19 protein-coding genes are annotated in these 19,379 nt (G+C 71.7%); 2 read left to right on the top strand and 17 right to left on the bottom strand.

Annotated elements, in window-relative coordinates; genetic code table 11:
- The 14 genes from AAG827_RS19145 to dacB form a co-directional block, all read right to left on the bottom strand.
- Positions 1-784: GNAT family N-acetyltransferase (locus tag AAG827_RS19145; RefSeq protein ID WP_341927814.1), on the bottom strand; the 784-nt coding region annotated here is incomplete at its 3' end.
- 112 nt (positions 785-896) lie between these two features.
- Positions 897-1,481 carry a hypothetical protein gene (locus tag AAG827_RS19140; RefSeq protein WP_341927813.1) on the bottom strand — a complete coding sequence of 195 codons (585 nt, stop codon included), beginning with the start codon at positions 1,479-1,481 and terminating at the stop codon, positions 897-899.
- Positions 1,482-1,785: 304 nt separating this feature from the next.
- On the bottom strand, positions 1,786-2,325 hold the full coding sequence (locus AAG827_RS19135) for a DUF3180 domain-containing protein (RefSeq protein WP_341927812.1): 540 nt from the start codon (positions 2,323-2,325) through the stop codon (positions 1,786-1,788).
- A 3-nt stretch (positions 2,326-2,328) separates the two neighbouring features.
- Positions 2,329-2,898 carry a 2-amino-4-hydroxy-6-hydroxymethyldihydropteridine diphosphokinase gene (folK, locus tag AAG827_RS19130; RefSeq protein ID WP_341927811.1) on the bottom strand — a complete coding sequence of 190 codons (570 nt, stop codon included), beginning with the start codon at positions 2,896-2,898 and terminating at the stop codon, positions 2,329-2,331.
- On the bottom strand, positions 2,895-3,266 hold the full coding sequence (gene folB / locus AAG827_RS19125) for a dihydroneopterin aldolase (protein WP_341927810.1): 372 nt from the start codon (positions 3,264-3,266) through the stop codon (positions 2,895-2,897). Before folB ends, folK begins: the two co-directional genes overlap by 4 nt.
- The gene (gene folP, locus AAG827_RS19120) at positions 3,263-4,102 is read right to left on the bottom strand and encodes a dihydropteroate synthase (protein ID WP_341927809.1); all 840 of its coding nucleotides are present in this window, start codon (positions 4,100-4,102) and stop codon (positions 3,263-3,265) included. The genes folB and folP overlap by 4 nt, the downstream gene beginning before the upstream one ends.
- Positions 4,103-4,112: 10 nt before the next feature.
- Positions 4,113-5,051 carry a CmcI family methyltransferase gene (locus AAG827_RS19115; protein WP_341927808.1) on the bottom strand — a complete coding sequence of 313 codons (939 nt, stop codon included), beginning with the start codon at positions 5,049-5,051 and terminating at the stop codon, positions 4,113-4,115.
- Positions 5,052-5,112: 61 nt separating this feature from the next.
- Complete coding sequence (gene folE, locus AAG827_RS19110; protein ID WP_341927807.1) at positions 5,113-5,727, bottom strand: GTP cyclohydrolase I FolE; 615 nt, start codon at positions 5,725-5,727, stop codon at positions 5,113-5,115.
- A gap of 78 nt (positions 5,728-5,805) precedes the next feature.
- Positions 5,806-7,857: an ATP-dependent zinc metalloprotease FtsH gene (gene ftsH, locus AAG827_RS19105; RefSeq protein ID WP_341927806.1), complete on the bottom strand. Its 2,052-nt coding sequence runs from the start codon at positions 7,855-7,857 to the stop codon at positions 5,806-5,808.
- A 145-nt stretch (positions 7,858-8,002) separates the two neighbouring features.
- Positions 8,003-8,980, bottom strand: a complete 978-nt coding sequence (locus AAG827_RS19100) for a ribose-phosphate pyrophosphokinase (protein WP_341927805.1) — start codon at positions 8,978-8,980, stop codon at positions 8,003-8,005.
- A 66-nt stretch (positions 8,981-9,046) separates the two neighbouring features.
- The gene (gene hpt / locus AAG827_RS19095) at positions 9,047-9,598 is read right to left on the bottom strand and encodes a hypoxanthine phosphoribosyltransferase (protein WP_341927804.1); all 552 of its coding nucleotides are present in this window, start codon (positions 9,596-9,598) and stop codon (positions 9,047-9,049) included.
- 4 nt (positions 9,599-9,602) lie between these two features.
- Positions 9,603-10,601: a tRNA lysidine(34) synthetase TilS gene (tilS, locus tag AAG827_RS19090; RefSeq protein WP_341927803.1), complete on the bottom strand. Its 999-nt coding sequence runs from the start codon at positions 10,599-10,601 to the stop codon at positions 9,603-9,605.
- A complete protein-coding gene (locus AAG827_RS19085) occupies positions 10,598-11,656 on the bottom strand; it encodes a zinc-dependent metalloprotease (RefSeq protein ID WP_341927802.1) in 1,059 nt (352 codons plus the stop codon). The genes tilS and AAG827_RS19085 overlap by 4 nt, the downstream gene beginning before the upstream one ends.
- 47 nt (positions 11,657-11,703) lie before the next feature.
- Entirely contained in the window at positions 11,704-13,119 is a 1,416-nt protein-coding gene (dacB, locus tag AAG827_RS19080; protein WP_341927801.1) for a D-alanyl-D-alanine carboxypeptidase/D-alanyl-D-alanine-endopeptidase, read from the bottom strand.
- Positions 13,120-13,219: 100 nt separating this feature from the next.
- Here dacB and AAG827_RS19075 point away from each other — a divergent pair, with 100 nt between their 5' ends.
- Positions 13,220-13,723: an inorganic diphosphatase gene (locus tag AAG827_RS19075; RefSeq protein WP_309648011.1), complete on the top strand. Its 504-nt coding sequence runs from the start codon at positions 13,220-13,222 to the stop codon at positions 13,721-13,723.
- A 35-nt stretch (positions 13,724-13,758) separates the two neighbouring features.
- Here the strand turns inward: AAG827_RS19075 and AAG827_RS19070 are convergent, their stop codons facing one another.
- Genes AAG827_RS19070 through AAG827_RS19060 form a run of 3 tightly spaced genes read right to left on the bottom strand, consistent with a single transcriptional unit; the run spans position 13,759 to position 17,810 of the window.
- Positions 13,759-14,436, bottom strand: coding sequence for a class I SAM-dependent methyltransferase (locus AAG827_RS19070; protein ID WP_341927800.1), 678 nt, complete (start codon positions 14,434-14,436; stop codon positions 13,759-13,761).
- Positions 14,433-16,430, bottom strand: a complete 1,998-nt coding sequence (locus AAG827_RS19065) for an acyl-CoA dehydrogenase (RefSeq protein ID WP_341927799.1) — start codon at positions 16,428-16,430, stop codon at positions 14,433-14,435. The genes AAG827_RS19070 and AAG827_RS19065 overlap by 4 nt, the downstream gene beginning before the upstream one ends.
- Positions 16,431-16,463: 33 nt before the next feature.
- Complete coding sequence (locus tag AAG827_RS19060; RefSeq protein WP_341927798.1) at positions 16,464-17,810, bottom strand: C40 family peptidase; 1,347 nt, start codon at positions 17,808-17,810, stop codon at positions 16,464-16,466.
- Positions 17,811-18,038: 228 nt separating this feature from the next.
- On the opposite strand from AAG827_RS19060, the gene AAG827_RS19055 reads away from it, so the two are divergent.
- Positions 18,039-19,360 (top strand): IS3 family transposase gene (locus tag AAG827_RS19055; RefSeq protein WP_341927797.1). Its coding sequence is split into 2 segments (ribosomal slippage): positions 18,039-18,339 and positions 18,339-19,360, totalling 1,323 coding nucleotides; the frame shifts between segments, so codons are not numbered across the junction.
- The last annotated feature ends 19 nt before the right edge of the window (positions 19,361-19,379 follow it).

Here is a 19,379-nt window from a genome sequence, read left to right as displayed (position 1 = left end):
GGTCGACCTCGGCGAGCCACCAGTGGTCCCAGCGGTGGCCGGGGTCCTCGCGCAGCCGGTGCAGGAACTCGTCGAAGGTCTCCTCCCACGAGTTGAAGTGGTCGACGAAGGCGCCCTCGAGGACCTCGTGGACCCCGCGGAGGTCGTCCTCGTCGGGCATGCCGTCACCGGCACGTCGTACGGTCCGGAAGCGAGCCTTGTCGGTCTCCCACAGCTCCGTCGACGGCACGAGCTCCGCCTCGTCGGGGGTGACGGGCCGGCTCATCTGCCACCAGGTGCGGACCAGGGTGAAGCCGGCGGCCGCGAGCCAGCGGTGCTGACGGTCGTCGTCGGCGAAGGCGCCGGTGTCGATCTGTTGTACGTCGAGCCCGCGCGCGCTGCCCACGGCCTGGGCCTGCCCGACGGCCCACTCCACGAGCACGTCGGAGCACGAGCGACCCAGTCCCTCGGGCAGCTCCCGGGAGACGATGTGGACGAAGAGCATGCGACCGCCGGCACGGTCGTGGACGCTCCCCCAGGCCTGGATGTCGCCGGCGCGGTCGCGGACCACGACGTTCTCGCGGGTGCGCAGGCCCGCCTCGGAGACCTCGACGAGCACGTCGTCCACGCCGGAGGCGGCCCAGCCGCGGCCGGAGCGCTCGTGGTCACGCAGCAGCTGCGTCAACCGGGCCAGCGTGAAGCGGTCGGAGGGGTCGGGGGCCTCGATGACCCACCCGGCTGGCAGGCCGGGCTCGCCCACGATCTCGTCGGGGTCGCTCTCGAATCGGGACTCGTCAGTGCTCACGAGGAGCCATTGTCCCCGACCGGGTCGCAGCGCCTGCCGTCGACACCCGGAGACGGCGACGGCCCGCGACCACGACCTGGTGGGGTCGTCGTCGCGGGCCGCGGCCGGGGCGTCAGGCGTGCTTGCGGTAGACCACCTGGGCGGCCTGCCACTCGGCGGTGACGACGTCGAGCTCCTGCTCGAGCTCGGCGACGCGTACGATCGCGTGGGCGGCGCGCTCCTCGGCGTCGTCGAGACGCGAGGTGAGGGACGCCGTCGCACGCTCGGCGTCGTCGGCGCGCAGCTGCTCCTCGAGCAGCTGGCGGTGGGCGTCGATCAGGCAGGCCTGGGCCTCGAGCAGGTCGCGCTCGAGCTCGCCGATCGTGGACTCGTGGGCCTCGATGCGCGCCGTCACGGACGCGACGTAGGAGGCCTGCTCGGCGGTGCGCTCGACGGTGAGCTCGAGGTAGGCCTGCGCCTGCTCGACCCGGTCGCGGGCGGCCTCGCGACGCGACACCGCGAGCTCGGTGTGGGTGATGCGGGTGGCCGCGGCGCCGAGGACGACGGCCAGGCCGGCGGCGAGCGTGGCGACGAGCCACGACCCGCTGAAGGCTGCACCCAGGGTGGCGAGGGCAGCGACGACGAGCAACATGACGGCGACGGCCAGACGGGTGGACCGCTGGCGTCGGCGCATGGGCGTGCTTGACGGGGAAGTCATGGCGCGACATTAGGCCTGGTCAGGGCCCCATCGGCGCCGACGCGCCGCGCCGGGCGCGTGTCGGTCGACACCCCGCGGGAAAATCCCTCTCGTCACAGGGGTCCCAGGAGTTGCGGTGCTCGGGCGTCCGCTCCATCACGGTACGTCGACGAAACGCCACCTCCCACGGTGGAGCGGCGGCTCACCGCGCCACGCACGCGCGTCGGCACTTCCCACGACGACACGCCACTGACCACGGGGTCTGCGCCGTGGGGAGTGGCGGTTCGCCTGCATACCTTGATGGAGCGGCACGGCGAGGCCCGCCTCAGGCCCGCCCGTCCGACCGCACCCGGCACGCGCGCTCGAGCAGCAGCGCGGCGACGACGGTGAGCACGCCGCCGAGGAAGGCCACGCCGGAGCGGATCATCCGCTCGTCGGCGAGGTCGGCCTCGGCGCCGATCCAGCTCACGGCGTAGCCGAGGTAGCCGGCACCGGCGAGCGCGCCGACCAGCGCGCAGGCGCGGGCGAGGACCAGCCTGTTGACGGCCCTGTGGGGCTCGAGGCGCTCGCGGCGCACGTGCACGGAGCGCCAGGTCGCGTGAGCGGTCACGCCCAGGATCGCCGCGACCAGCAGGAGCGCGAGAGGCTGGGCCCAGGAGACGATGGGGGCGGTGGCGCCGAGGCGGTCGGCGACGGGCCGCACCAGCAGGCCCACGACCAACCCGGCGAGCGCCCAGGCGGCGACCACCGCGGGCGGGGTCGGGTGCAGCGTGCCCTGGGGCTCCGGTCCGTCCGACCCACCGTCGGGCCCACCGTCGGACCCACCGTTCGGGCCGCCCGGGGGCAGGTCAGCGTGCGGCGCCAAGCGTCACGCGACGTCGAGCGCGAGGTCCTCGCGCAGGACGAGCCCGTCGGTGCCGATCTGGGCCAGCAGGTCGGCGATCGGGCCCAGCTCGGGGAAGACCGCGTCGGGCTCGAGGTCGAACCACGGCTTGAGCACGAAGGCGCGCTGGGAGGCCCGCGGGTGCGGCAGGCGCAGGTGCTCGTCGTCGCTGCGACGGTCGCCCACCACGATCAGGTCCACGTCGAGCGTGCGGGGTGCGTTGTGGACGTCGCTGCGCTCCCGGTCGAAGGCGTCCTCGACGGCCAGCGCGCGGTCCATCAGCCGGTTGGCGGCCAGCGTGGTGTCGATCAGCAGGACCGCGTTGAGGTAGGTGTCGGCCCCGGCGGGCGAGTCGACGGGCTGGGTCTCGTAGACCGGCGAGACGCCGGTGACCCAGACCTCGGGGGTGTCGGCGATGGCCTCGACGGCACCCTGGAGGCTGGCAAGACGGTCACCGAGGTTGGAGCCCAGAGCCAGCACCGCGCGGCGGATCGGACGCATCTCACCGGTGAGGGTGTCGGCGTCGATGATGTGGGGGTTGGGGGTCTCAGTCACTGCGGCCCTCGCCTATTCCGGGTGATGGTCAGGGCGACGTCCGAGAACGTCGCCTCGATGGGGGCATCCGGCTTGTGCACCGTGACCCGCGCCCATTCAACACGGGCGTCCAACAGGCAGACGTCCGCGATCCGCTGGACGAGGGTCTCGATCAGATCGACCGGATCTTTCTCCACGGCGGCTTTCACCGAGAGCACGAGACTCCCGTAGTCCACCGTGTCGCGCAAGTCGTCGGAGGCGGCCGCAGGCGCGGTGTCGAAGCCCAGCGCGAGATCGATCACGAACGGCTGCCCCTCCCGCTTCTCGAACTCGAACACGCCGTGGTGCCCGAAGCACTCGATCCCGCTGATGAACAGCTCGTCGGTCATGGTGACTCCGTCTCTCGTGGTGCGTGGGGGGCGTTCATCCGGTCCAGCACGCGCAGGGCGTCGCGGCTCGCGCGCACGTCGTGGACCCGCACTCCCCACACCCCCTGCTGTGCCAGCAGGAGGGTCAGGGCGAGTCCGGCGGACTCGCGCTGGTCGACCGGTCGGGGGGTCCCGTCGGGATCGCTCAGCAGGGCCCCGAGGAAGCTCTTGCGGCTCGCGCCGACCAGCAAGGGGAAGCCCAGGGACGCGATCTCGTCGAGCCCCTGGAGCAGCCGCCAGTTGTGGTCGGGTCGCTTGGCGAAGCCCAGGCCGGGGTCCAGCACGACGCGCTCGTCCGGGATGCCCGCGGCGCGGATCGCCGCCACCCGCTCGGCCAGCTCGTCGCGGACCGCGGCGACAACCCCTCCGGGACCGTCGTAGGACGCGAGGTCGGCCATGCGGTCGGCGTGGGCACGCCAGTGCATCGCGACGTACGACGCACGCGAGGCCGCGACCACCTCCAGGATGCGGGGGTCGGCCAGGCCGCCGGAGACGTCGTTGACGATGCCGGCACCGGCCTCGATCGCGGCGCGCGCCACCTCGGAGCGCATCGTGTCGACCGAGACGACGACCCCGTCCGCGGCGAGGGCCTCGATCACCGGCACGACGCGGTCGAGCTCCTCGTCGAGCACGGGCCGGGTCGCACCGGGGCGGGTCGACTCGCCACCGATGTCGAGGATGTCGGCGCCCTCAGCGACCAGCCGCCGCCCGTGGGCGATCGCGCCGGCCGTGTCGGCGTGCTGACCGCCGTCGGAGAACGAGTCGGGGGTGACGTTGACGACCCCCATCACGAGCATGGGCACGTGCCTAGGCCTGGGGGTCGGCGGTGTCGGTCGTGTCGGGCGTGCCGGCGTAGCGCTCGGCGAGCACGGAGCGCCGGTTGGTGCCCTCGGTGTTGCTGCCCTTCTCGATGAAGACCAGGTTGTGGTAGCAGTGCACGGCCACGACGTGGAGGTCGGCGTAGGTCGGCACGTAGGACTCGTCGACGTACTCCTCGTGGTTGAGGCCGTCGACGAGGTCCTTGACCAGCGCCATCGTGGTCGTGGGGTCGTGCCGGTCCTCGCTGCCGCCCCACTCGGGCCAGTAGGAGGTCTGGGTGTCCTCGATGGCGTAGATGCCGCCGTCCTCGAGGAGCGGGAAGAGGATCCGGAAGGTCTCACGGATGTGCTCGGGGCGGTGGCTGCCGTCGTCGATGACCACGCGCAGCGGGCCCTTCTTCTCCGCGACGATCCGCTCGAGCACCTCGGGGTCGACCTGGCTGCCCTGGTAGGTGTCGATGCGCGGCGCCCGGACGAACGACTTGTCCTCGATGTCGAGCCCGATGACCTGCGCCTTCGGGAAGAAGAACTTCCACATCCGCAGCGACGCCCCGCCGCGGCCCTGCCTGACGTAGCCGCCGATGCCGATCTCCAGCAGCGTGAACCGCTCGCCGCGCAGGTGCTCGAGGTGGCGCTGGTAGTGCGCGGTGTAGAAGTGCAGGCCGTGCTTGTCGGTGCCGAAGTGCTGGGCCAGCTCGGTCAGCGACATCGCCTGCAGCTCACGCCGACGCCGCTGGGCCTCGGTGAGCTCGGCCTTCGGCTCGGCCTTCGCCTGGGGCGGCGTACGCCGTGCCGCCGGCGGCGCCGCGGGGGTCGCCGGCGGGGCCGGAGCGCCACCCTTGAGCCGTGCCCACGCGCGGGGACCCACCAGCGGCTTCACGACGCGGACGGCGGCCTTCTTGGCCGTGCCGATCACGGGGTTCGACACCGGGGATGCTCCTCTGCTCTGCGGACGCGCCACGCTACCAAGCAGGGTCCGGGCCCGATCCTCAGCGTCGGCTGCTGTGGATCAGCGCCATCGCCTCGGCCCGCGTGGGCCCGTTGTGCATGATCCCGCGCACGGCGGAGGTGATCGTGCGGGCGCCGGCCTTGCGCACCCCGCGCATGGTCATGCAGAGGTGCTCGGCCTCGATCACGACGATCACGCCACGGGCGTCGAGGATCTCCATGAGCGCGTCGGCGACCTGCGTGGTGAGCCGCTCCTGCACCTGGGGCCGCTTGGCGTAGACGTCGACGAGACGGGCCAGCTTGGACAGGCCGGTGATCAAGCCGGACTCGGCGGGGATGTAGCCGACGTGGGCCACGCCGGTGAAGGGCACCAGGTGGTGCTCGCACATCGACCAGAGCTCGATGTCGCGCACCAGGACCATCTCGTCGTGGCCGAGGTCGAAGGTCGTCGTCAGGACGTCCTCCGGCGTCTGGCGCAGCCCCTGGGTCAGCTCGGCGTAGGCGCGCGCCACCCGGGCCGGGGTGTCCAGCAGCCCCTCACGGGTGGGGTCCTCACCGATCGCGTAGAGCAGCTCGCGGATCGCCGCCTCCGCACGGGCGTGGTCGAACTCCGGCACGTCGGCGGGGTCGGTGTCCAGCGAGATGGGGTTGGTCATGAGGGGTCCTGTCTGGGAGGTGTGGCTCGAACGTGCCGTTGTATCCGTTGCCGGACCCGTCCCGGATGGGTCCTCGGCTCAGCCGGGGAGGCCCGGCGCCGGCGGGTCGCCCGCGCTCGACCCACCGTGCACGTCGCCGCCGGAGCCCGGGGGCGTGAGGATGACGCCGGCCTCGGCCTTCTCGGCCGCCAGACCGTTGGCGGCGGCCCGGTCGCGGATCTCCTGCGGGATCTCCACCGGCGGGATCGCCGAGGGATTGCGGTGCGGCGACCCCGTCCAGGCCGGACGCTCGGGGCGACGACGCAGGGGCACGAAGACCTCCGCGATCTCGGCCTTGTCGAGCGTCTCGCGGTCGAGGAGCGCGAGGACCAGGTCGTCGAGGACGTCGCGGTTCTCCTCGAGGATGTCGAAGGCCTCCTGGTGGGCGACGGCGAGGAACTTCTTGGTCTCCTCGTCGACGATCGCGGCGATCTCCTCGGAGTAGTTGCGCTGGTGGCCCATGTCGCGGCCGAGGAACGGCTCTCCCTGGGTCTCGCCGAGCTTGATGGCGCCGAGGCGATCGGTCATGCCGTATTGCGTGACCATCGCGCGGGCCAGGCCCGTGGCCTTCTCGATGTCGTTGCCGGCACCGGTGGTCGGGTCGTGGAAGACCATCTCCTCGGCAGCACGACCGCCGAGCATGTAGGCCAGCTTGTCGAGCATCTCCGAGCGGGTCTGGGAGTACTTGTCCTCGTCGGGCAGCACCATCGTGTAGCCCAGCGCGCGACCGCGCGGGAGGATCGTGATCTTGTGCACCGGGTCGGTGCCGGGCAGCGCCGCGGCGACGAGGGCGTGGCCGCCCTCGTGGTAGGCGGTGATGAGCTTCTCCTTCTCGCTCATCAGCCGCGAGCTGCGCTGCGGGCCGGCGATGACGCGGTCGATCGCCTCGTCGAGCGCGCCGTCGGTGATCATCTTCTCGTTGTTGCGGGCCGTCAGCAGGGCCGCCTCGTTGAGGACGTTGGCCAGGTCGGCGCCGGTGAAGCCCGGCGTGCGGCGGGCGATCGACTTGAGGTCGATGTCGGTGGCCATCGGCTTGCCGCGCGAGTGGACCTGGAGGATCTTGTGGCGACCCGCGAGGTCGGGGGCGTCCACGCCGATCTGACGGTCGAAGCGGCCCGGACGCAGCAGCGCGGGGTCCAGGACGTCGGGACGGTTGGTGGCCGCGATCAGGATGACCCCGCCGCGCACGTCGAAGCCGTCCATCTCGACGAGGAGCTGGTTGAGCGTCTGCTCGCGCTCGTCGTGGCCGCCGCCCATGCCGGCGCCGCGGTGACGACCGACGGCGTCGATCTCGTCGATGAAGACGATCGCCGGGGCGTTCTCCTTGGCCTGCTCGAAGAGGTCGCGGACACGGCTGGCGCCGACACCGACGAACATCTCGACGAAGTCCGAGCCGGAGATGGAGTAGAAGGGGACGCCGGCCTCACCGGCGACGGCGCGGGCCAGGAGGGTCTTGCCGGTGCCCGGAGGGCCGTATAGCAGGACGCCCTTGGGGATCTTGGCGCCGACGGCCTGGAACTTGGCGGGCTCCTGGAGGAACTCCTTGATCTCGCCGAGCTCCTCGATGGCCTCGTTGCAGCCGGCGACGTCGGCGAACGTCGTCTTGGGCATGTCCTTGGTGATGAGCTTGGCCTTGGACTTGGCGAACTGCATGACGCCACGGCCGCCACCGCCCTGGACCTGGTTCATCAGGAAGAGGAAGAGCAGGATGATCAGCGCGAAGGGCAGCAGCGTGGCGAGGATCGTGCCGAGCAGGCTGGGCTGGGGGTTCTCGGAGTTGGACTCCTCGATCGTCCCGTCGGCCACCGCACGGTCGACGGCGGCGATGATGCCCTGCTGCTGACCGGCGACGTAGTAGGCCATGACGTCCGACCCGCTCTCGCGCACCCCGGAGTCGAGGGTGGCCTGGATGACCTGGTCACCGTCGATGAACGAGATCTCCTTGACCTCGCCCTTCTCGATGTAGGCCTCCATGCGCGAGGTCGAGACCTCGTCGTAGCCGCCACCGGGGGCGAGGAACTGGAGGGCGAGGAGCACCGCCACGACGGCGAACGCGATCCACACCCAGGGACCCTTGAAAATGCGCTTCACAGACTTCTCTTCGCTTGTACTGGGCCTGCCGGCATGAGCCCAGGACGGAACTCTCGACGGTACACGCCATCCACAGCCCACAGTGTCTCAGGCACATGGGTGGAACGAGCCTGAGGGCACGGTCGTTCCACCCCGTCGATGCGCCCTAGTCGAACAGTCGCGGCTGGGGCGAGGCATGGGCCGGGTCGACCCCGTCGAAGAGGCTGCTGACCGACTCCCCGGCGTGGATGCGCTGGATCGCCGTGGCGAAGAGCCCGGCGACGGAGCGGGTGCGCAGCTCGGGCCACCCGGTGGGGCCGGGCACGGTGTCGGTGGTGACGACCTCGGAGATCATCGGGTGGCCACGCAGTCGCTCGACGGCCTTGCCGACGAAGAGGCCGTGCGTGCAGGCGATGGCGGCCTCGGCGCAGCCCTCGTCGGCCAGCCGGTCGAGCAGCTCGAGGATGGAGCCGCCCGTGGCGATCTCGTCGTCGAGCACGATGGCGCGCTTGCCGGCCACGTCGCCGACGATCGCGTCGATGACCACCTTGTCGTCGGCGAGACGCTTCTTGCTCCCGGCGGCCACCGGCAGCCCCAGCAGACGGGCGAACTGGGTGGCGGTCTTGGCGTTGCCGAAGTCGGGCGAGACCACCACGGCGTCGGTCAGGTCCTGGCCCAGGAAGTGGTCGGCCAGCTCCCCCAGTGCCGTGAGGTGGTCGACGGGCACCGAGAAGAAGCCGTGGACCTGCGGGGCGTGGAGGTTCATCGTGATGACCCGGTCGACGCCGGCGGCGCCGAGCAGGTCGGCGACCAGGCGACCCCCGATGGAGATCCGGGAGGCGTCCTTCTTGTCCGAGCGCGCGTAGGCGTAGTAGGGCACCACCGCGGTGATCGAGGCGGCCGAGGCCCCCCGGGCGGCGTCGATCATGAGGAGCAGCTCCATCAGGTGCTCCTGCGTCGGCGGCGACAGGGGCTGCACGAGGTAGACGTCGCGCTGGCGGCAGTTGGCCTGGAGCTGGGCCTGGAGGCAGTCGTTGGAGAAGCGGGTCAGCTCGACGGCCGAGAGCTCGATCCCGAGGTGCTCGCAGATGCCGGTGGCCAGGCCGTGGTGGGCACTGCCGCTGAAGACGACGATCTCGCGCACGTGGCTGCTTCCGGTCGAGGCTCTCGGGACCCCGACCCTAGTCCGCCCGGGACCGGGCGGCGAGGGTCAGGAGTAGACGTGCGGGGCGAGCGTGCCGATGTCGCGCAGGTTGCGGTAGCGCTCGCGGTAGTCGAGGCCGTAGCCGACGACGAACTCGTTGGGGATGTCCCAGCCGACGTACTTGACGTCGACCGGCATCTGCAGGGCCTCGGGCTTGCGGAGCAGGGTGCAGATCTGGACGCTCGCGGGGCTGCGGCTGCTCAGGTTGGAGGTCAGCCACGAGAGGGTCAGACCGGTGTCGATGATCTCGTCGACGATGACGACGTGACGCCCGGAGATGTCGGTGTCGAGGTCCTTGAGGATCCGCACGACGCCGGAGCTCTTGGTGCCCGAGCCGTAGGAGGAGACCGCCATCCAGTCCATCTCGACGTGGCGGGTGAACGCCCGGGCCATGTCGGCCATGACCATGACCGCACCGCGCAGGATGCCGACGATCAGGAGCTCCTTGCCGTCGTAGTCGGTCTCGATCTCCTGGGCCAGCTCGCCGATCCGCTCCAGGATCTGCTCCTCGGTGAAGAGGACGTTGACGAGGTCGTGCTCCACATGGGCCGCATCCATGGCGTCAGGATTCCACAGACGTCGGCCCGAACCACAGGTGGTCTCCCTGGCGGTACGCCGTGACGTGGCCGGGGAGCTGGATCTGCTTGGGCAACCGGACGCGGTTGTGGACCTGCTGCTCGAGGGCGTCGACGTGCACGGCGAAGAGCTCGCTCGGCGGACAGCCGGCGCCCAGGGCGGCCAGCCGCAGCATCCGGGTGCGGACCGCCTGCTCGAGGGCGGCGATCTCGCGCACGTCGAAGCCGCTCTCGGGGTGCAGGTGCCGGGTGAGCGCCACGTCGGCGAGGCGGTCCAGCGCCTCCATGTCGGGACGCAGCTGCTCCGCGGTGCGGGCGAGGGTCTCGGCCACCCCGGGGCCGAGCTCGCGCTCGAGGACGGGCAGCACGCTGTGGCGCACCCGGGAGCGGGTGAAGCGGGGGTCGCTGTTGTGCGGGTCGGTCCAGGCGTCGATGCCCTCGGCCGCGCAGGCGGCCTCGGTCTGGGACCGGCGGATCGCGAGCAGGGGCCTGCGGAAGATGCCGAAGCCGGGCCGCATGCCGGCGATCGAGCGCCCCCCTGAGCCGCGGGCCAGCCCCAGCAGCGCGGTCTCGGCCTGGTCGTCGAGGGTGTGCCCGAGCAGCACGGTGCCGGCGCCCAGCCGCCCGGCGATCTCCTCGAGCACGGCGTAGCGCGCCTCGCGCGCCGCCGCCTCTGTGCCGTGGCCGTCGGTCTCGACCTGGACGCGCACCGACCCGGTCTCGTCGGCGCCGAGCCCGGCCATCTGCGCGACGACGCGCGCGGTGTGCTCGGCCGAGCCGTCCTGGAGGCCGTGGTCGACCGTGACGCCGATGACCCGCTGGGGGGTGCGTCTCGTCTCGAAGACGGTCGCCGCGAGCAGCGCCAGCGAGTCCGCGCCGCCCGAGCAGGCCACCACCACGGGGGAGCCCACCGGGTCGTGCCCGGCCTCCGCGAGCGTGCGTCGTACGGCGAGGCGGACGGCGGCGACCGCCGGGTCGAGGCTCATCCGAGGACGCGGGTGACCCAGGCCTCCGGGTCGGCGATCTCGGACTTGCTGGGCAGGTTGGCGGGCGACTCCCAGACCGCGTTGAACTCCTGCATCCCGACCTTGTCGACGACGCCGCGGACGAAAGCGGCGCCGTCGCGGTACTGCGCCATCTTGGCGTCGAGGCCGAGCAGGCGGCGCAGGATGCGGTCGAGGGTGCCGATGCCCTTGCGGCGCTCGTTGAACTTCGCGCGGATCCTGTCGACGCTCGGGATCACCGTGGGACCGACGCCGTCCATCACGACGTCGGCGTGGCCCTCGAGCAGGGACATGACACCGGTGACCCGGTCCATGATCTCGCGCTGCTCGGGGGTGGACATCAGCTCCATCAGGCTGCCGCCGCGGGCGCCGCTCTTGATGCCCTCGATGATCCGCTCGAGGCCGTCGTCGAGGAGCTTGGTCGGCTCGACGGTGTCGGCGATCGCCTCGATCTCGGAGAAGAGGTGGCCGCGCATCCACGGGACCGCGGTGAACTGGACGCGGTGGGTCTCCTCGTGCAGGCAGACCCAGAGCCGGAAGTCATGCGCGTCGGCGCCGAGCTCGCGCTCGACGTGGACGATGTTGGGCGCGACCAGGAGCAGCCGGCCGTCGGGCTCGAAGAACGGGTCGAACTGGCCGAGGACCTTGCTGCCCATGAAGCCGAGCAGCCCACCGACCTCCGCGCCGGTGATCCGCGAGCCGACCTTGAGCGCCAGCCCCGTGGGCGGCTTCTTGTCGGTGAGCTTGTGGACCAGCGGCGCCATCAGCACCCGGAAGCTGTCGGCGTTGGCCTGCACCCACCCGGCGCGGTCCACCACCAGGACGGGGGCGGTGTGGTCACGCGCGACGAGGCCGGTGAACTCGCGCACCAGCCCGGTCGACCGGTTGGCGCCCGCCCGCAGCTCCTCGACCGCCTCGGCGGCCTCCTCGCGGCTCACGGTGGGCCCCTCCCCCGCGATGCGGGAGCCGAGGGACACCGCGAAGTCCCAGTCGACCATGGTGTCTGCCTGGTGGGACCCGCTGGGCTGGCTCGTCATGCAGCGAGGCTAGCCCGATGATCCAGCCCCGTGATCCAGCTGGGGTCTCAGCGACCGCAGCGGCAGGCGGCGAGCGCGGCGGCGGCCCCGTCGAGCGCCACCTCGGCGTCAGTGCCGTCGATCGGGGCGACCCGGTCTGCCATCAGCACGAAGAGCATCGGCCGGCCGCCGGCGTCGGTCACGATGCCGGCCAGCGAGGCGACCCCGGTCAGCGTGCCGGTCTTGGCCCGGACCCGGCCGCGCCCCTCGGGCGCCCCGGCGGCGAAGCGGTCGGCCAGGGAGCCGGTGAAGGCGGCCACCGGCAGGCCGGTCAGCACCGGACCGAGCTCGGGGCGGGTCGTCGCCAGCCGGAGCACGTCGACCAGGGTGGCGGGGGCCATCCGGTTGCGGCGCGAGAGCCCGCTGCCGTCGTAGAGGAGGGTGTCGGTGAAGTCGACGCCCTCGGCGCCCAGCGTGCGGGTGACGCCCGTGCGCCCGCCGGCGGACGACCCGTCGTCCGCGACGCTCAGGCCGACGTGGCGCAGCAGCACCTCGGTCGCCTCGTTGTCGCTGACCTGGAGCAGGTGCTCGACGATCTCGGCCAGGGGCGCACTGGTCACGCTGGCGAGCACCTGGGCGCCGGCACTCGCCGGGCCGGGCACCGGCTCGCCGTCGACCCGGACGCCGGCGGCCCGCAGGGCGTCGGCGAAGACGGTCGCCGCCCGCAGGGCCGGGTCGGCCACCCGCCCGAAGCCGCTCGGGTCGCGGCCGCCGTCGACCCAGAGCGCGCTGATCGGCGAGACCACCCCGTCGGGCACGTAGTCGGGCTCCCAGGCCGGGTTGTCGGCCGGACCCGTGAAGATCGAGGCGTCGTAGGTGAGCTGCACCCGCCGCGCTCCCTGCGCCCTCAGCGCGCGCGCCGCCTGGCGGGCGAGGTCGACGACGTCGGCCCGCGGCGGATAGGGCGGCGCGTCGTCCGCGTCCGGTGGCGCGCTCGCGAGGTAGGGGTCGCCGCCACCGACGAGCGCGACCTGCGGTCGCCGCGCCGGGCCGCTGGCGACGACGCGGGTCGTGAAGACGTGGTCGGGCCCCAGGGCGAGCAGCGCGGCGCTCGCGGTCACGAGCTTGGTCGTGGAGGCCGGGATCGCGTCACCGCTGCCGCGCACGAAGGTCTCCGGGCCGGGGGCCAGCGGCGCGACGGCGGCGAGGACGTGGGGGCCGAGGTCCTCGTCGGCGAGGTACGGCGCCAGCGCGCGACGCACCTTCGCCTGGCTGAGCGACGCGGAGGCCGCCGGTGTGGCGACCGCCGCGGGGGGCTGGACGGGGGGCAGGTCGAGGCCGGTCGGGGGCGCGATGGCCACGGGGTCGGCGTCCGCGGCCGGCTCGCCGTCACGCAGGTAGCGATCGACCAGGTCGTAGCGCCACGTGGCGACACCGGCCACGACGAGCGCGAGCAGCAGCACCCCGATGAACGTGCGTCGCACCCCTTGTCCCCTCCCGCCTTCGTGTGTGGAGCCATTGTGCGGGACAATGAGCCCGGCCTCGCCGGGGCCATCGCTGGCGACAGACATTCCGGAGGATGACGTGCTCGAGTTCGACGTACTGGTGGAGATCCCCAAGGGGGAGCGCAACAAGTACGAGGTGGATCACGAAAGCGGGCGCATGCGCCTCGACCGGATGCTCTTCACCTCGACGCAGTACCCCGCCGACTACGGCTACATCGAGAACACCCTCGGCCAGGACGGCGACCCGCTCGACGCGCTCGTGCTGCTCCAGGCCCCGACCTTCCCGGGCTGCCTGATCCGCTGCCGTGCGATCGGCATGTTCCGCATGACCGACGAGGCCGGCGGCGACGACAAGGTCCTGTGCGTCCCCTCGACCGACCCGCGCCAGGAGCACCTGCGCGACATCGCGCACGTCCCGAAGTTCGACCGCCTCGAGATCCAGCACTTCTTCGAGGTCTACAAGGACCTCGAGCCCGGCAAGTCCGTCGAAGGCGCCGACTGGGTCGGTCGCACCGAGGCCGAGGCCGAGGTCCACGCGTCGTTCCAGCGCTTCAAGGACACCGGCGGCACGCCGCACCACTGATCAGGCACCACTGATCGACCCGCTCGACGACGGGGTCAGCCCTTGACCGCCCGGAAGTAGCCCATGGCGCCCGAGCGGTCGAGGGTGACGTCGACGCACCGCTGGCCCCCGAGCCACCGCTGGACCTCCTCGCCCGTGCAGCCGGGGCCGAGGAGGCCGGCGAGCCGGCCCATCTGGCGCATCGGCTCGTGCTGGAGCCCGGTGTCGTTGAGGATCGCGCTCCCGGTGATCACCCCGCCGGGGCGCAGCACGCGCACCATCTCGACCACGGCGCGCGCCGGGTCGGGGAAGCAGTGCAGCCCGGTGAACGACACCACCAGGTCGAACTCGCCGTCGGCGAAGGGCAGGTCGCCCACGTCGGCCAGCCGGGGCTCGACCTGGTCCTCGACCCCGCGCTCGTAGGCCGCGTCGACGGTGCGGTCGAGCATCTTCTGGGCGATGTCGGCGGCGACGTAGCGCACGCCCTGGCCCGGCTTCAGGCCGCGCAGCGCCACCCCGCCTCCGCACGGCACGTCGAGCACGGCGCTGCCGGCGGGCAGCCGACCGGTCTCCGCGGCGGCGGCGTAGAGCCTGCGCAGGTCGCTCTGGATCGCGACCGCCCACAGCGCACCGCCCACCCGCGGGTGCTCGACGGTCCAGTCGTAGACGGTGCCCCACAGCGGGTCGTCGGACCAGCCGCCGAGCCCGACCCGGGAGAGCAGGGGGAGCCTCATGAGCCGAGGGGCCCGACCAGCTCGGGCGAGCGCAGCATCGCGTCGGGCACGCCGAACGCGTCGACCAGGTCTCCGGCCAGCGGACGGATCTTGCGGCACAGCGACGACACCTCGCGGCTGATCGCCTTGCTGCGCTGGCTGGTGAGGCGGCCGTGCTCCATGAACCACGCCCGGTCGGCCTCGATGGTCGACAGCGCGTGCAGGTCGCAGAGCAGGTTGAGGGCCACCTTGAGGTCGCCCTCGGGCAGCTGTCGGGTCCTCTCGACGAAGGCCTCCAGGACCAGGCGCTCGACGTGGGCGCGGGCCGCGCCGATCACGTGGTCCTGCACCCGCGAGAACACCACGCCGGGGTTCATCCCCTGGTCGATCCCGCGCTTGAGCCTCCGGGCGACGCCACCGAGCATGTGCTCCTCACGGAAGCGCAGCATCGCCAGCTGGTAGTCGGGGTCGAGGAGCCCCGCCTCCTGGTCCCAGCCGTCGTCCCCGCCGGGCAGGACGTCCTTGATGCGCTCGAGCAGCTTGTGGACCGCCGTGCGCTCCAGGACCGTCTCGACCGCCAGCCCGGCGACGAACTTCACCATCCCGAACTGGTCGAGGTCGGAGAAGTCGCTGGAGTAGTCGGTCAGCAGGCCCTTGGCGACCAGCTGGAGCAGGACGTGGTTGTCGCCCTCGAAGGTGGTGAAGACGTCGGTGTCGGCCTTGAGCGCGGCGAAGCGGTTGACCGAGAGGTAGCCCGCTCCCCCACAGGCCTCGCGGCACTCCTGGATGGTGCGGGTCGCGTGCCAGGTGCCGTAGGCCTTGGTGCCGGCCGCCCGCGACTCCAGCTCGCGGCGGGTGTGCTCGTCGTCGGTGATGCCGCTGAAGACGTCGTGCAGCCGCGAGGCCACGACCTCCTGGGCGAAGTGCAGCGCGTAGGTGTCGGCGAGCAGGGGGAAGAGCCGGCGCTGGTGCATGCCGTAGTCGAGGATCAGCTCCTCCTCGTCCTCGCTGCTGGCCTCGAACTGGCGGCGTCGCAGGGCGTACTTCGTCGCGATCGTGAGCGCCACCTTGGACGCGTTGATGCCGGCGCCACCGACGCACACGCGCCCCTGGACGAGGGTGCCCAGCATGGTGAAGAAGCGCTTGTTGGGGTTCGTGATCGCGCTCTCGTAGACGCCCGAGGGGGTCACGTCGGCGAAGCGGTTGAGCAGCGCGGTGCGCGGCACGCGCACCTGGTCGAACCAGAGGCGGCCGTTGTCGACGCCGTTGAGTCCCATCTTGAGGCCGTCGTCCTCGATGCGTACGCCGGCGCAGGGCTCGCCACCCTTGCGGATCGGCACGACGAACGCGTGCACTCCCTCGGACGCGCCCGCCACCTCGAGCTGCGCGAAGACGACCGCGACCTCGGCGTGCTTGGCCGCGTTGCCGATGTAGTCCTTGCGGGCGTCGTCGGTGGTCGTGGTGATCACGAACTCCTGCGTGGCCAGGTCGTAGGTCGCCACGGTGCCGAGCGCCTGCACGTTGGAGCCGTGGCCCGACTCGGTCATCGCGAAGCAGCCCATCAGCTCGCCGGTGATGAGCGGCGCGAGGTAGGCGTCGTGGTGCTCCTTCGTCCCGAGCTGGAGGATCGCGCCACCGAAGAGGCCGAACTGCACGCCCACCTTCACCAGCACCGAGAGGTCGCCGAAGGCGAGCGTCTCGAAGGCCGCGACGGACGCGCCGATGTCGCCCCCGCCGCCGTACTCCTGCGGGAAGCCCATGCCGGTCTGGCCGGTCGCCGCCATCTCGACCACGATCTCCTTGACCCGCTCGCGGTAGTCGTCGCGCGAGAGGGTCTCGGCGTCCTCGAGGACGCCGGCGTAGTCGTCGAGGTTGCTGCGCACGAGGTTGCGGACCTCGGCGTAGCGCCCGTCGAGGAGCGCCTGCAGCGCGGGTACGTCGACCTCGGGCTGGACGTAGCCGCCCTCGGCGCCCTGGGGTGTCGGTGCCTGCGGCGGTGCGGTGTCGGTGGCCATGCACCAACGCTAGCGAGTCGGTGTGGCCTGGGGTCAGGGTCGGGCGAAGAAGTTGGGCGGCGTCCAGTAGTACATGGAGGCCTCCTGGACGGGCTGGCCCGTGCGCGGGGCGTGGATCATCTGGCCGTCGCCGATGTAGAGCGCGACGTGGTAGATCGAGGACGGGTCGCTCGAGGAGCCCCAGAAGAGCAGGTCGCCCGGGGCGAGGTCGCCCGCGTCGACCGGCGTCGAGGCGTCGTACTGCGCCACCGAGTAGTGCGGCAGCGAGGTCCCGCCGCGCTGCCAGGCAGCCATGGTGAGGCCCGAGCAGTCCCACGAGCCCGGTCCCGCTGCGCCCCACACGTAGGGCTCACCGATCTGGTCGCGGGCGAAGGCGATGGCCGCCTGCGCGCCGGACGACGCCGGCGGCGGGTCGTTGCTGGGGGCCGGCTCCGAGGCGGGCTCCGGGGTGGGGGTGGGTTCGGGGCTGGGCTCCGGGGTGGGCTCCGGGGCGGGCGCGGGCGTCGGGGTGGGCGCGGGCACCTGCTCCTGCTCGGCCTGCTGCTCCGCGGCTGCCTCGGCTGCTGCCTGGGCGGCGGCTTCCGCTGCGGCCTCGGCGGCAGCCTGGGCCGCGGCTCGCTCGAGACCTGCCTGGCGCCGGGTCGCGAGGTCGACGCTGATGTCCTGGAGCTCGGCGAGCCGCACGAGCAGCGCGGACTTCTCCTCGGCGACCGCCTGGGCCTCGGCTGCGGCACCGTCGGCAGCGGCCTGGGCCTCGTCGCGGGCCTCGCGTGCGGCGGTCTCGGCGGCCACGGCCTCGGCCCGGGCGTCGGCGGCCAGGTTGCTCGCGACCTCGGCGGCACTCGAGGCGACGCGGAAGTCGTCGTACTTGCCGTCGAGGGCTCGCTGGGTGTCGGTCATCGTGCCCACACGCTCGACCACGTCGAGGATGCCCTCGGACTCCATGACGCCGGAGAGGGCATTGAGCTCGGGCATGGCCTCGAAGGACGTGACGACCGACTCGGCGTAGGTGTCGCGCAGGCGCTCCTGGTCGGCCAGCGCGACCTGCTCGGCGTGCGCCGCCTTGCGGGCGGCGATCCTGGCCTGCGCGGCCTCGTAGCGGGCGCCGTTGAAGGCCTCCGCCGCCTGGGCCGCGGTGATCGCAGCAGCGCGGAGCCGCTCGTGGGCGGCGCTCAGCGCGGCCTGCACCGAGGCGACGTCGTCACCCGCGCCGGCGACCGCACGCTCGGCCTCACGGATCTCGGCGCGGCTCGGGACGTCCTCGTCGGCATGGGCGACCTGGGCGGTCGCAGCACCCGCGGCCAGGATCAGGCACAGGGCGGTGGCGGCTGTCGCGCGGGAGCGCACGGCGGTCTCCAGACATGTCGGGGATGCGAGCAACTCGCAGCACGCTAGTGCTCATGAGTCACAAACGCCACAATTTCCCCAACTTTCTCAGCGGTCACCGGCGTGTCGGCTTGCAAACTACACCGATGTGATTCTCTTTTTCGCGCCGCGGGGTGGGCGCGCGCAACTCATGTAACACGTCGTCCACCCATCTCCGAGACCGTTGCAGCGGGTGAACCGTCCCGGGTTTCGTCCACCCCTTCGATCAGGAGGAGTAGGACGATGACAGGCATTCCGAGGAGTCCCCGTGGGGCGAGCAAGTTCAGTGGGGCCACGCGTGCGCGTGCGGTGCGGTTGGTGCGGGAGAACACCGAGAGCTTCGGTGGTGAGTCGGCGGCGGCGCGGCATGTCGCCGACCAGGTCGGTGTCACGGTTGGGACGCTTCGCAGGTGGGTGCGTGAAGAGCGCGCCGAGGCCGGTGAGGTGGTGCCGTACATGGATTGGAAGGACCGCCGGATAGCTGAGCTCGAGCGTGAGAACGTCGAGCTGTCCCAGACCGTCGAGGTCCTCAAGGCCGCGACGACTTTCTTCGCGCGGGAGTGCGACCCGCACCTACGACCGGGGAGCTCTGCGAGTTCCTCGACCTCTACCGCGACCAATTCGGGGTCGCACCGATCTGTCGAGCCCTGAGCGCTGCGGGCTTGTTGATCGCCCCGAACACCTATTACGCCCACCGTCGCCGTGGTCCCTCGAAGCGAGAGCTGTGGGACACCACGATCACCGAGGTCCTCGCGGGCTTCTACGAACCTGACGAGCACGGTCGACGCCGCCGTGAGTCGCTCTACGGGTCGGTGAAGATGTGGGCTCATCTGAACCGTGAGGGCATCGCGGTCGCTAAGTGCACCGTGGAGCGTCTGATGCGGCTCAACGGTTGGGCTGGTGTCACTCGTGCGGCCAGGCCCAGGACCACGATCAGTGATCCCGAGGCGCTTGAGGAACGCCGCCCTCCTGACCTGGTGGAGCGCCGGTTCGGTGTCCTCGCACCGAACGTGTTGTGGGTCGCGGACTTCACCTACGTGACCCGCATCGGTGGGCGGTGGTGCTACACCGCGTTCACCATCGATGCCTTCGCTGACACCATCGTGGGCTGGCACGTCGCGACCACCGCGGACGCGGGAATGGTCGCGGCGAGTTTCCACCACGGCGTGGAGTACCGGTCCCGACAAGGCCACCGGGTCACCGGCGCGATCCATCACTCTGATGCCGGCACCCAGTACACCGCGCTGCACTTCGCCGGCCAGCTCGCCGAGGCTGACTTCACACCCTCGATCGGGTCCGTGGGCGACGCCTACGACAACGCCCTGGCCGAGACCATGATCGGGCTCTACAAGTGCGAATGCGTCCCGCAGGGATCACCCTTCAACCCCCACGGATTCCACACCCCCGGTGATGTCGAGGCCGCTACCGGCGACTGGGTTCATTGGTTCAACACCCAACGACTACTGCACCGCCTGGGACGTCGACCACCCGCCGAAGCAGAAGCCCAGTACTACGCTGAAAACCACACCGACCACCACGTCGGAACCCAACCCGGGAGTGGATGAAACCCGGGACGGTTCACGG

It is taken from the genome of Nocardioides psychrotolerans, from assembly GCF_943371775.1.
GTDB classification, from domain to species: domain Bacteria; phylum Actinomycetota; class Actinomycetes; order Propionibacteriales; family Nocardioidaceae; genus Nocardioides; species Nocardioides psychrotolerans_A.
Note: the sequence above shows the minus strand (reverse complement) of the source record. Positions and strands in the feature narration are given on the sequence as shown.